Origin of the sequence: Staphylococcus sp. 191 (assembly GCF_011174885.1) — a bacterium.
In the GTDB taxonomy this organism is placed as follows: Bacteria; Bacillota; Bacilli; order Staphylococcales; family Staphylococcaceae; genus Staphylococcus; species Staphylococcus coagulans.
In genome coordinates, this window is the sequence record NZ_PNRJ01000004.1 from 168,322 (window position 1) to 181,607 (window position 13,286).

General features: G+C 35.7%; 15 protein-coding genes. All 15 read right to left on the reverse strand.

Annotated elements, in window-relative coordinates; all coding sequences use genetic code 11:
• Positions 1-41: 41 nt before the first annotated feature.
• Entirely contained in the window at positions 42-812 is a 771-nt protein-coding gene (gene recO, locus C1H58_RS04900; protein WP_165545513.1) for a DNA repair protein RecO, read from the reverse strand.
• A 24-nt stretch (positions 813-836) separates the two neighbouring features.
• Positions 837-1,733, reverse strand: coding sequence for a GTPase Era (era, locus tag C1H58_RS04905; RefSeq protein ID WP_165545514.1), 897 nt, complete (start codon positions 1,731-1,733; stop codon positions 837-839).
• A complete protein-coding gene (cdd, locus tag C1H58_RS04910) occupies positions 1,726-2,136 on the reverse strand; it encodes a cytidine deaminase (protein WP_165545515.1) in 411 nt (136 codons plus the stop codon). The genes era and cdd overlap by 8 nt, the downstream gene beginning before the upstream one ends.
• A 15-nt stretch (positions 2,137-2,151) precedes the next feature.
• On the reverse strand, positions 2,152-2,490 hold the full coding sequence (locus C1H58_RS04915; RefSeq protein ID WP_082704412.1) for a diacylglycerol kinase family protein: 339 nt from the start codon (positions 2,488-2,490) through the stop codon (positions 2,152-2,154).
• Positions 2,487-2,951, reverse strand: coding sequence for an rRNA maturation RNase YbeY (gene ybeY, locus C1H58_RS04920; protein WP_060829840.1), 465 nt, complete (start codon positions 2,949-2,951; stop codon positions 2,487-2,489). The genes C1H58_RS04915 and ybeY overlap by 4 nt, the downstream gene beginning before the upstream one ends.
• A gap of 3 nt (positions 2,952-2,954) precedes the next feature.
• Positions 2,955-3,899, reverse strand: coding sequence for a PhoH family protein (locus C1H58_RS04925; RefSeq protein ID WP_060829839.1), 945 nt, complete (start codon positions 3,897-3,899; stop codon positions 2,955-2,957).
• Positions 3,900-4,181: 282 nt separating this feature from the next.
• Positions 4,182-4,778, reverse strand: a complete 597-nt coding sequence (locus C1H58_RS04930) for a hypothetical protein (RefSeq protein ID WP_165545516.1) — start codon at positions 4,776-4,778, stop codon at positions 4,182-4,184.
• Positions 4,779-4,791: 13 nt separating this feature from the next.
• Entirely contained in the window at positions 4,792-5,790 is a 999-nt protein-coding gene (gene floA, locus C1H58_RS04935; protein ID WP_016425210.1) for a flotillin-like protein FloA, read from the reverse strand.
• 19 nt (positions 5,791-5,809) lie between these two features.
• Positions 5,810-6,481, reverse strand: coding sequence for an NfeD family protein (locus tag C1H58_RS04940; RefSeq protein ID WP_050330784.1), 672 nt, complete (start codon positions 6,479-6,481; stop codon positions 5,810-5,812).
• A 188-nt stretch (positions 6,482-6,669) separates the two neighbouring features.
• Positions 6,670-6,846, reverse strand: coding sequence for a 30S ribosomal protein S21 (rpsU, locus tag C1H58_RS04945; RefSeq protein WP_002471046.1), 177 nt, complete (start codon positions 6,844-6,846; stop codon positions 6,670-6,672).
• A 307-nt stretch (positions 6,847-7,153) separates the two neighbouring features.
• Positions 7,154-8,503: a tRNA (N(6)-L-threonylcarbamoyladenosine(37)-C(2))-methylthiotransferase MtaB gene (gene mtaB / locus C1H58_RS04950; RefSeq protein WP_165545517.1), complete on the reverse strand. Its 1,350-nt coding sequence runs from the start codon at positions 8,501-8,503 to the stop codon at positions 7,154-7,156.
• 4 nt (positions 8,504-8,507) lie between these two features.
• On the reverse strand, positions 8,508-9,260 hold the full coding sequence (locus tag C1H58_RS04955; protein WP_165545518.1) for a 16S rRNA (uracil(1498)-N(3))-methyltransferase: 753 nt from the start codon (positions 9,258-9,260) through the stop codon (positions 8,508-8,510).
• Position 9,261: 1 nt separating this feature from the next.
• Positions 9,262-10,194, reverse strand: a complete 933-nt coding sequence (gene prmA / locus C1H58_RS04960; protein ID WP_165545519.1) for a 50S ribosomal protein L11 methyltransferase — start codon at positions 10,192-10,194, stop codon at positions 9,262-9,264.
• Positions 10,195-10,197: 3 nt separating this feature from the next.
• Positions 10,198-11,328, reverse strand: a complete 1,131-nt coding sequence (gene dnaJ / locus C1H58_RS04965; protein ID WP_165545520.1) for a molecular chaperone DnaJ — start codon at positions 11,326-11,328, stop codon at positions 10,198-10,200.
• A gap of 110 nt (positions 11,329-11,438) precedes the next feature.
• Entirely contained in the window at positions 11,439-13,271 is a 1,833-nt protein-coding gene (gene dnaK, locus C1H58_RS04970; protein WP_016425216.1) for a molecular chaperone DnaK, read from the reverse strand.
• Between the last annotated feature and the right edge of the window lie 15 nt (positions 13,272-13,286).

Genomic DNA, 13,286 nt, shown 5'->3' on the forward strand with positions numbered 1-13,286 from the left:
TTCTTTATGCCTCTACACTTATTAGTGAATAAGCAAACCTTTCATCGATCAAAATTTTGATTCATTTCAAGCCGATGTAGTTGATTAATGAGCCTTTGACTTCTAAAATACATGCCAGCATACTCCTTATACAGGAGTAAAATAAATTGAGACATTTCGTCAATAATGGCATCTTGAATATGAATTTCTTTGATTTTATTCAAGGGTAAATTTTTTAAGACTTGAGTAAGATAGATTGTTTTATTTGATAATGGATATGCATGTTCATCTTGAGGGGCAGCCTGTTGGGATAAAACGCCGTTAAATTTAAAACTATAATGTGAAAAATGACCTGGATGGGTATCTCTTGTTACCACACATTGAGACAAGTTTACATCAAAACCAAAACGTGACATACATTTTAACATCACGATATTTGCTACAAGCTGTGGAGAGACACCTTTATGAATTCGTTCAAATACAAAAATAAGTAATGCGTACATATTCCGATTGACTTCATCTACTTCCATTGAGCGATCAATCGCTTCTAGACAAAGACTGGCATAACTATTAGTATAAATATCTTGACGCAATTCATAATTCAAATCAATTACATCAATAGATGTCAGCGTTCCCATACCTTTCCATTTGTTGTATATGAACAAACCTTGTACAAAAAGTTGAGTAGTAGCTTGAAGTCCTGATTTAACTTTTTTGGCACGCTTTACCATAAGGGGAACTTTAGCGCCATGTTCATTTAAAATGGTAATAATTTTATCAGATTCACCATAATCTACAGATTTAATGATGATGCCTTTTTGTTTCACTAACATGTCGCCACCACCCTATTTACAAAATCATTCGTCTTCAACGTAACCCATTTGCTTAATAAATGTAGCCTTGTTTCGCCAATCTTTTTGGACTTTCACCCATAAATCAAGGTATACTTTTGAGCCGAGTAGATGTTCAATATCAAGCCGCGCTCTTTTGCCGATTTCCTTTAATTTTTTGCCGCCTTTTCCAATGACAATCCCTTTCTGTGAATCACGCTCTACAAAAATCGTAGCCTCAATATGAACACGATCTTCAGATTCTTTGGTCATACGCTCAACATTGACGCCAATAGCATGAGGGATTTCTTCAGAAGTTGTTTGTAGAATTTTTTCACGAATGAGTTCACTCACGACAAATTGTTCTGGGTGATCTGAAATTTGACCGTCTGGATAATATTGTGGTCCTTCAGGTAAATAAGATTTTAATACATTTAGAAAATGTTTGACATTATGGCCTTCTAGCGCAGAAATAGGTACGATTTCCGCAAAATCCATATAAGTTTGATATTGTTCGATTTTTGGCATTAATGCATCAGGATGCACTAAATCAATTTTATTTAAGACTAAAAAAACAGGTGTTTTTACCGTTTTTAACATCTCCATGATATATTGATCGCCTCGACCAATCTCTTCATTGACATTGACCATAAACATTACTGCATCAATTTCAGAAAGTGTATTTTTAGCCACTTTCATCATGTAGTCCCCTAACTTATGTTTAGGTTTGTGAATACCCGGTGTATCCAGAAAAACGATTTGTGCATCTTTTTCTGTCATGACCCCTTGTATTTTATTTCGTGTCGTTTGTGCTTTGTCTGACATAATCGCAATTTTATGACCAATGACACGATTAACAAATGTAGATTTACCAACATTGGGACGGCCAATGATAGTTACAAATCCTGATTTATATTCATTCATTATTTAAATCCTTTCCAGAAAATCCATAAGGTAAAAGTTCAGCAACAGTAGACGTTCTTACTTCTCCTGTTTGATTCGTCATATACACAGGCATATCATCATCACATAATTCTTTCATCACCTGTCTGCAAGGACCACATGGTGAAGCAAGTTCAGGACTATCCACTGTTATCGTAATTGATTCAAAATCTCCAGGGCGATAACCTTGAGAAATTGCAGCAACTAAAGCTGAACGCTCAGCACAAATTGATGATGGATAAGCGGCATTTTCAACGTTTGCACCATGGAATGTATGTCCATCTTTCGTGATAAGATATGCACCAACTTTAAATTTACTATAAGGTGCATATGCTTTTTGTTGCGCTGCTCTAACTTCTTTGTAGTATTCTTCTGTATAAGCCATGTTTTTTAGCTCCTCTTATATCAATTTAGGTATAAAAATCATACAACCAATAATTATAGCAAAAATAGATGCTAGCAACACACTGAATGCTGAAATATCTTTTGCGTTTTTTGCAAATATATGAAATGAACCTGTTGTCAAATCTACGGCGTACTCAATTGCTGTATTAATCGTTTCTGTAATGAGAACTAAAAATATTGCTAGTAAGATTAACATCCATTCGATTCGATTTAACGACAAGAAACTTCCAAGAATTATAATTAAAACCGCCAATATAAGATGGTATAAAAAGTTTCTATCTTTACGCAACAATGTGAGACCACCTTGGAATGCGTATTTAAAACGATTCATCATTGATCCCTAGTTAAACCAAAGCCTTCTAGTATTTCTTTTTGGCGGCTAAACATAATTTTTTCCTCTTCTTCAGTCATGTGATCATAACCTAATAAATGCAAAAAGCCATGTAGTGCTAAAAATCCTAACTCACGCTCAAATGAATGGTTATACTGTTGCGCCTGTTCTTGTGCCACATCAGTACAAATGATAATATCTCCTAAAATACGTGGCATATCCATGCCTTCAAAAATGTCTTCTTGTTCTTCAAACGCAAAAGATATAACATCTGTGACACGGTCTTTATCTCTATAATCACGATTAATAGATTGAATTTCATCTTTATCTGAAAATGTCACTGATAGCTCAGCTTCTTCATTTATACCTTCTTCAGTTCTTGCGTAATCTAACAACGCATTAATTTGTTCATACCATTCTGCTTTCACTTGTCCTGTATGATCACTAAAATCAATTGTAAACATGGATTAATCCTCCTCGTATCGACTGATTATTCTTCCAACTAAAGGATGGCGGACGACATCAGCTTGATCTAAATGTTGAATTGATAGTCCTTTAATATTTTTAAGTCGTTGTTCTGCCTCTATTAAGCCACTTTTCACGCCTTTAGGTAAGTCGATTTGTGTTTTATCTCCAGTTACAACCATTTTTGAGCCGAAACCAAGTCGTGTTAAAAACATCTTCATTTGAGCGTGGGTTGTATTCTGCGCTTCATCTAATATGACAAATGCATCATCTAACGTTCTCCCTCTCATATAAGCTAAAGGTGCAATTTCAATAATACCTCGTTCGATAAAGCGTGCGGTTTGCTCAACGCCAAGAACTGTATTCAGACCATCATATAAAGGACGAAGGTAAGGATCCACCTTTTCTTTTAAATCGCCGGGTAAAAAGCCTAGGGATTCCCCTGCCTCTACGGCTGGGCGAGTAAGTACAAGTCTTTTCACTTGACCAGCACGCAAAGCTTTTGCGGCATAAACAACTGCTAAAAATGTCTTCCCGGTACCGGCTGGACCAATACCAAAAACTAAGTCATTCTTTTTCATTGCATGAATATACATACGTTGCCCCATCGTTTTGGCACGAATGGTTTTTCCAAATGCATCTTTAGTGATTTCTTCTTCGTATAAATCAATAAGATGTTCGATTTGTCCATTTTTCGCCATTTTGATTGCCGCTTGTACATCTTTAACTGTAACTGATGCACCTTGCTCAATCACTTTTAGTAAGTTGATGAGTACAGATTCCGCTTCAGTAACAGCATCCAGCTTTTCACCTTTGACTGCTACTTCTTGTCCTCTTGCATGTATGACAACATCAAACGCGTCTTCAATTAGTTTAATATGTTCATCATTATTCCCTAATAAAGCTTGTGCTTGATTGATATCGTCAATCTGAATAATTCCAGGCATATAGTAGCTCCTTTACATGTATTGTTATTACAAATGTATCAAATTTAAATTGTATGTTGCAATTGTTCTTTTATCGCTATAGGTTTATTATATCATGTTTGCTTTATTTCAACCGTAAATCTAACATGAAATGACATAAACTTGTCAGCTTGTTAGCAGGAGATTACTGTTATCATTGTGGCCATTAAGGCCAACTAATAACGATGAATGTAATAATATCAATTAGAAAATGAACTTATAAAAATAACCAAAGGGAAAATCCCTTTGGTTATTAGAGTGAGTTTATTTTAATTGTTTAGGTTTGGTTAAAACTTCCGACCAAATCAAACCGTTTACTACCTCATTTTCTGAAAAGGTTAAGTCCCCTTTTAAAACTGGGGCTGGTTCTCTTCTCTCAGTGAGTTGTTGTAATTTCATTCGCTTAGTACGATTAGATAAATACTCATCTTGAATAATTTCTTTTGCCTTACGTTCCATGCGTTCAAACTGTTTAAGACGCTCTTTATTAAGTTGGGCGTCGATTTCATCCATTTGAGATTGTAACAGTTCTTTGAGTTGCTTCGACGTATCTTCTTGCTTTTTTTGTTCTGATACTTTAGGTTTTATTGGCTCAACTTGCATTTTAGGTACAGGTTGTTGTGAAGGTTGATATTGCTTTTCTTGCTGAGGGACGTGTTCAGGTTCTGAAAATTCTTTTTCAAATTCTTCTAGCTTTTCTTGTACTTTATCTAAAAAGCTTTTTTGATTCGTGTTTTCGGGTTTAATATGTTTTTGTTGAGGAGGCTTACGATTTTGGCGTTTCTCATGACTTTTATCATTAACTGCGCTAATGATTGAAACAACGACAGAAATGATAAATATGATCACTCCTATACTCATAGAATCACCTCAATTAATGTTCTGATGTAGAGTTATCATTATTTTGAGTGCTTTTATTAATCGCTTCTCTCATACCTGTATCAGCTTCTATATTTTTAAGGTTGTAATAATCTTTGACACCTAAATTTCCTGAACGTAAAGCTTCAGCTAATGCAAGTGGAACTTCTGCTTCCGCTTCTACCACTTTTGCATGCATTTCTTGTACGCGTGCTTTCATTTCCTGTTCTTGAGCAACAGCCATCGCACGGCGTTCTTCTGCTTTTGCTTGCGCAATGTTTTTATCTGCAATTGCTTGTTCAGTTTGTAAGTCTGCACCGATATTTTTACTAATATCAACATCAGCGATATCAATTGATAAAATTTCAAATGCTGTTCCAGAGTCAAGACCTTTACTTAGCACTGTTTTAGAAATATTATCAGGATTTTCTAAAACTTGTGTATGGTGCTCACTTGAACCAATCGTTGAAACGATACCTTCACCGACACGTGCAATAATTGTGTCTTCTCCAGCACCACCGACTAAGCGTGAAATATTTGCACGTACTGTAATACGCGCTTTCGCTTTTACTTCAATCCCGTTCATTGCTACACCTGCGATAAATGGTGTTTCAATAACTTTAGGGTTTACAGACATTTGGACCGCTTGTAAAACGTCACGCCCTGCTAAATCGATAGCAGCACCACGTTCGAATGGTAAATTGATGTCAGCACGTTGAGCGGCAATGTTGGCATCAACAACGCGGTCTACATTACCTCCAGCTAGATAATGTGATTCAAGTTGGTTCGTTGTAAGGTGTAAACCGGCTTTATGTGCTTTGATTAATGGACCAATGACTTTGCGTGGTGATACACGACGTAAGCGCATCCCAACTAAAGTTCCAATGCCGACTTTCACACCGGCTGCAAGTGCAGATATCCATAATCCTACTGGTACAAATGAGAATAATATGATAAGTGCGACAATTATAAGTGCAGCGATGATAATAAATGATATAAATCCAGTTGTTAACATTGCATTCTCTCCTTTATATTTAGTTTTCTCTTACTACAACACGCGTACCTTCGACTTCAATAATTGTGACTTCAGAATCCTTATTGATAAAAGAGCCCTCTGAAACAGCATCTATACGCTCGTGATTGTATATAATAATTCCTGAAGGTCTCAAATCGGTATACGTAATGGCTTTCTTCCCCACTAAGTCTGATCGATCATTGTGAGAAGTATAGCCAGATTCTTTATTCGTTGAATCTTTTAAAACAACCTTATCAAAGATAGAAATACTCTTTTTAAAGAATTTCACTAAAATCACCCATTCAATTAATGTCAAAATTAGTGCAACGACAACATTGAGCAGCATCATCGGCAAATCATTACCCATCGTAATCAAGCTGATAATGATTAAAATCATACCTATGATACCAAGAACTGCACCAAAAACAAATAGTTCTATGATTACTAAAATTGCTCCAATTGTAAATAACATAATCGTAATCACAGATAAACTACCTTCTATGATAAAACCTAAAAATATAAGTAATAAAGCGAACAAGGCAATAATACCAGCAAAATTAATTTTTCGAGAATAAAGTTGATATAAAAAACCAAGAAAGACTAGACAGGTTAGTACTAACGAAATACTTTGTGTGGTTAACCATGAGCCAATATGCTCAAAGCCGCTTTGATTTGTTACCTTATCAATCATATTCAAATTATGTATGACGAATTTAATTGTTCATACACCTCACTCTCTTCTTTGTAGTATACATGAAATTACAGCTGACATGTAGTAGTTATGCATTTTTATTTTTTAATGTTAAAAAGCCTAGAACACGATGTTCTAGGCTTTTATATATCATTATTTGAACGTTGAGGGAGTTCAACACAATGAAATTATCTGAATTTACGTTTACGAGCAGCTTCAGATTTCTTTTTACGTTTTACGCTTGGTTTTTCATAGAATTCGCGTTTGCGAACTTCTTGAATTGTACCGCTTTTAGAAACTGAGCGTTTAAAACGACGTAAAGCATCTTCTAATGATTCGTTTTTGCGGACTACTGTTTTAGACATCTGTATTTCCCTCCCTCCAAATATCAAAAAAACTTTTATTCATCAGTACATGGCTATGAACCATATACACAATAGTATAAATTAAATCTCTATTTCGGTCAATCTTCAAATTTACATTTTTAAAGATAAACGAAATCTTTTTTAATATACGATTACAAAGGATATAGAAGACAAAAGGATAGAAACATGCTATTTGATAAGGATAACGTCCATTGAAAACTGTATAAACGAACAAGATATATACTAAAGTTTTTAATAATCTGTGGAAATCTATAAATTAATGTTAGTTTGATACAACTTACTTTAATTATATAAGTACATGCTCGTGTTCGGAAGCGTTTGAAGCATGCGTAACCACACGTACTAAAGAACCTTGATTTATAGGATAGCCGGCCTTTGTAATTTTAACCTTACAAATTTGACCAATTAAAGAAGTATCTCCTTCAAATTCAACTTTCATATAATTATCAGCATAACCAACCAATACATTGTCGTGCGATCCTTTTTCTTCAGGGATTACTTCTAATACGTCATTTTCAAATTGAGAAGCATACGTTTTTGCGAGTTGATTACTCAATTCGATTAACTTATGAACACGTTCGTTTTTGATTTCTTCATCTATTTGATCGTCCATACGGGCTGCAGGTGTCCCAATTCTCGGTGAATATGGGAAAACATGTAGTTCAGAAAAATGATGATTAACAATAAAATCATAAGTTTCTTGAAACTCTGCTTCCGTTTCACCTGGAAAACCAACAATAACATCACTTGTTACAGCTAAGCCTGGTAGTGCTTCGTGTAATTTTTGAATACGTTCAGAAAAATGAGACATAGAATATTTACGACGCATACGTTTTAATACACTGTCTGAACCAGATTGAAGTGGCACGTGCAAGTGTCTCACCACTTTATGTGACTGTTTTAATACTTCTATTACTTCATCAGTCAGCTGACTTGCTTCTATAGATGAGATTCGGATACGTTCAAGGCCATCAACAGTTTCAAGATCTCTAAGCAATTGTGCAAGGTTATAATCTTTTAAGTCTTGTCCATAACCTCCTGTATGAATGCCGGTTAAAACAATTTCTTTATAACCGGAATTAACAAGCTGTGTTGCTTGTTCAATTACTTTTTTAGGGTCTCTTGAACGCATTAAGCCACGTGCCCATGGTATGATACAGAAAGTACAGAAATTATTGCACCCTTCTTGAATTTTTAAAGACGCACGTGTGCGGTCTGTAAAATATGGGACATCTAATTCTTCATAAGTACGATTTTTCATAATATTACTTACGCCATTAATAGGTTGGCGTTCTTTTTGATATTCGTTTATATAACCAAGTAATTTATGTCTGTCTTGCGTACCTACAACAATGTCAACACCGGGAATTTCCATAATTTCGGCAGAAGAAGTTTGTGCATAACATCCTGTCACACACACGACAGCTTCTGGATTACGTCGAATGGCACGACGAATCACTTGTCTACTTTTTTTATCGCCTGTATTTGTTACAGTACATGTATTAATTACAAAAACGTCTGCATTTTGTTCAAAATCAACACGTTCATAGTTTTCTTCTTTGAATAATTGCCAAATTGCTTCTGTCTCGTAGTGATTTACTTTACAACCTAATGTGTGAAAAGCAACTGTACTCATATACTCACCCCATCAATTCTATTTCATAACTTATGGCACTTAATGCATATAATGGTGCTGTTTCAGCACGTAAAATTCTTGGGCCTAAACCAATACAAGTTACAACTTTTTCAAAAGCTGCCACCTCTTCATCAGAAAAGCCACCTTCAGGACCAAATAGCATTAAGACACGAGCACCTGGCTTTAATTGTTGAATCTTAGTCTTAAAAAATGCCCGTTCATTTTCTTTTGCAGATGCCTCATAAGCCATAAGCACACAATCATATTGATTTATCATACCATAAATGTCTTTTAAATTCGAGGTAAAGTTAACTTCAGGGATGATTTGACGATAGCTTTGTTCAGCTGCTTCTTTAACGATTTTTTTCCAACGTTCTACTTTTTTATCGGCTTTTTGCTTATTTAATTTAACAATAGATCGGTCCATTTGAGTTGTGATGAATGCACTTGCACCAAGCTCAGTCGCTTTTTGTAACAACCACTCATATTTATCGCCTTTAATAAGACCACTACAAATAGTGATAGAAATAGGCAATTCACTCGCTATATCAACTTGTGCCTGACATTCGATTGAAATGTCGCTATCAGATATTGCTATAATTTTACAGCGAAACGTTTGAGCATCTAAAAAATTAACGATAATCTCATCGCCTATTGATAAACGCATGACATTTTTAATATGGTGTATATCATTTTTATCTGTGATAAAAAAACGCTGATGAAGTTCAGCGTTTTTATGAATAAAGTATCTTTGCATATTAAATCTCCTTACGCGCTATAATGCAAACCCAACCTTCTTGTAACTCAGTGTTAATAATTGTAAAACCAGCTGCTTTCATTTGCGCTTGTATTTCATCACGCTTTTCTTCAATAATACCAGATGCAATGAAATAACCGTTAGGATTCAATCGCGCATAAGCGTCTGTAATCATTTTTTCGATAATATGTGCCAATATATTAGCAATGATAACGTCATATTGTTCTGTTTCATTGACCAATAAGTTGCCTGTGCCTGTTTGTATAGCGTCAAGACAATGATTTTTTTCGAAATTTTCTTGTGCAACTTTTACAGCCATTTCATCTAAATCAATTGCTTTAATTGCTTTAGCACCAAGTAAATAAGAGGCGATACTTAAAACACCAGACCCTGTGCCCACATCTATAACGCGATGTTCAGGTTGTATTGTTGTCTCTAAAGCACTTAAGCACATACTTGTCGTTGGGTGATCACCTGTACCAAATGCCATACCTGGGTCTAACTCAATATAGAGATGATCAGATGTACGGTCTACTGACTCCCAACTCGGCACTATATAGAAACGATTTGAAGCTTGAAACGGATGAAAATAGTTTTTCCACTCATTCTCCCAATCTGATTCCTGAATAGTCTTTTCACTTAAAGCTAGGATGGATTGATCAATTAAAGGCGCATGCGTAAATTGGGATTTAATATTTTCTTTTAAGGTTTCATCATATTGAAAATCATTAAAATAGGCTTTAATAATCATGTGTCTCTCAGGGTAGTCTTCTGGATTCAGTTCAAAAATCTCTCCAAATTGATCTTCGCGTTCTTTTAAAAGCTCTCCCGAATCTTCAATCGCAACACCACTTGAACCGGCTTCTTGAAGAATTTCAGTAACAACGGCTTCTGCGTCTTGGTTTACGGTTACAGAAAGTTCAATCCATGTCATTGACTAATCTCCTTTGAAAAAGCGACGTGCTTTATCTTTAAAATTAGATGGCTGTTCAGTAATATTTCCTCCTGATTCACTCGCAAATTCTTTTAAAATTTCACGTTGTCTTTCAGTTAAGCGTGTAGGCGTTTGTACACGGATATTTACAAATAAATCACCGTATCCGTAGCCATGTACATTTTTAATCCCTTTACCTTTAAGTCTGAACTGTTTACCAGTTTGTGTACCTTCTGGAATGGTTAACATGACATGCCCATTTAATGTTGGGATTTTAACTTCATCACCTAATGCAGCTTGTGCAAATCCAATATCATGGTGATATAAAATGTCATCGCCTTCACGTTGGAACTTATCAGATGGTTTAACGCGGAATACGACAAACAAATCACCAGCAGGACCACCATTTTCACCTGGTGAACCTTGACCTGCTAAACGAATTTGTTGATCATTATCGACACCTTCTGGAACAGTCACTTCAAGTTTGACGTTTTTAATTTCTGTTCCTTTACCTTTACAAGTTGGACATGGTTCTTCAAATTCTTCGCCAGTTCCATTACATTCAGGACAAACTTTCTCAGTTCTTACACGTCCAAGTATTGTGTTTTGCTCTACTGTTATATGGCCTTTACCTTTACAGTATGAACAAGTTTTCTTTTTAGTTCCTGGTTTGGCACCTTCCCCACCACACGTATGACAAGTAACTTCTTTACGGATAGAAATTTCTTTTTTCGTACCGAATACAGCTTCCTCAAAAGAAATAGTCATTGTATATTGAAGGTCGTCACCTTTACGTGGGGCGTTTGGATCACGCTGTCTTTGAGCCCCACCAAAAAATGAGCTAAATATATCTTCAAATCCGCCACCAAATCCTGAAAAGTCCTGGCCACCAAAACCTTGACCAAATCCACCTTGAGGTCCAGAATGACCAAATTGATCATAATTTGCGCGTTTATTATCATCGCTAAGTACTTCATAAGCTTCACTTATTTCTTTAAACTTAGCATCTGCGCCCTCTTCTTTATTAATATCTGGATGATATTTTTTTGACAATTTGCGGTAAGCCTTTTTAATTTCATCCTTGCTTGCGCTTTTGCTTACACCAAGAACTTCATAATAATCTCTTTTTGCCAATGCCATCTCTCCTTTATATGCAAATTATGATTAAAAAGGGGCTGGGACGATTGAATGTCCTAGCCCCTTTGAGCGACTTTTTACAGTCAATATATACTTAGTGACATGACCTATTTTTGTGATTGATCGTCGTCATTTACTTCTTTAAATTCGCCGTCTTCAACTGTGCTTCCTTGTTGAGATGCATTGCCTTGACTAGCTTGAGCTTGTTGCTGTGCTTGCTCATATACTTTCATAGAGAGTTGTTGTACAACTTGTTCTAAAGCTTCTTTTTTCGCTTTAATGTCTTCGATATCGTTACCCTCTAAAGCAGTTTTAAGCTCGTCTTTTTTCGCTTCAGCATCTTTTTTATCATCTTCGCTTACGTTTTCACCTAAGTCTTTTAATGTTTTATCTACTTGGAATACAAGTTGATCTGCTTCATTTCTTAAGTCTACTTCTTCACGACGTTTTTTGTCAGCTTCAGCATTTTGTTCAGCATCTTTAACCATACGATCGATTTCTTCATCTGATAACGCTGAAGAAGATTCGATTGTAATGTTTTGCTCTTTATTTGTACCTAAATCTTTAGCAGTTACGTTTACAATACCGTTTTTATCAATATCAAAAGTAACTTCGATTTGAGGTACGCCACGTGGTGCTGGTGGAATATCGGTTAATTGGAAGCGACCTAATGTTTTATTATCAGATGCCATCGGACGTTCACCTTGTAACACATGAATGTCTACAGCGGGTTGATTGTCAGCGGCAGTAGAATAGACTTGAGATTTTGATGTTGGAATTGTTGTATTACGTTCAATTAAAGTGTTCATACGGCCACCCATGATTTCAATACCAAGTGAAAGTGGCGTAACGTCTAGAAGTACAACATCTTTAACGTCACCAGTAATTACACCGCCTTGAATTGCAGCACCCATAGCTACAACTTCATCAGGGTTAACACCTTTGTTTGGTTCTTTACCAATTTCTTTTTTGATTGCTTCTTGTACTGCTGGGATACGTGTAGAACCACCTACTAAGATAACTTCATCAATATCAGCTTTTGAAAGACCAGCATCTTGCATTGCTTGACGTGTTGGACCCATTGTTTTTTGAACAAGTGAATCTGCTAATTCTTCAAATTTAGCACGTGTTAATGTTGTTTCTAAGTGTAATGGTCCAGATTCTCCTGCAGAAATAAATGGAAGTGAAATTTGTGTTGAAGAAACCCCAGATAAATCTTTTTTCGCTTTTTCAGCTGCATCTTTTAAACGTTGTAATGCCATTTTATCTTGAGATAAGTCTACACCGTTTTCAGATTTAAATTGTTGAACAAGATAATCAATAATGACTTGGTCAAAGTCATCCCCACCAAGTTTATTGTCACCTGCAGTAGCAAGTACTTCGAACACACCGTCACCTAATTCTAAGATAGAAACGTCAAATGTTCCGCCACCTAAGTCAAATACTAAAACTTTTTCATCTTTTTCTGTTTTATCTAAACCATAAGCTAATGCTGCAGCTGTAGGCTCGTTAATGATACGTTCAACTTCTAATCCAGCAATTTTACCAGCATCTTTAGTTGCTTGACGTTCAGCATCATTGAAGTAAGCAGGTACTGTAATAACAGCTTTTTCTACTTTTTCGCCTAAATAGCTTTCAGCAGTACTTTTTAGATTTTGCAAAATCATTGCTGAAATTTCTTGTGGTGTATAATCTTTGCCATCGATATTTTCTTTGTGATCAGTACCCATGTAACGTTTAATAGATTGAATTGTATTTGGGTTTGTAATTGCTTGACGTTTAGCAACTTCACCGACTTGTGTTTCTCCACCTTTAAAAGCAACTACAGATGGTGTTGTACGCGCACCTTCAGGGTTTTGAATTACTTTTGGTTCGTCTCCCTCTAAAACTGATACACAAGAGTTAGTAGTACCTAAATCAATTCCAATAACTTTACTCATAGTCTAATTCCTCCT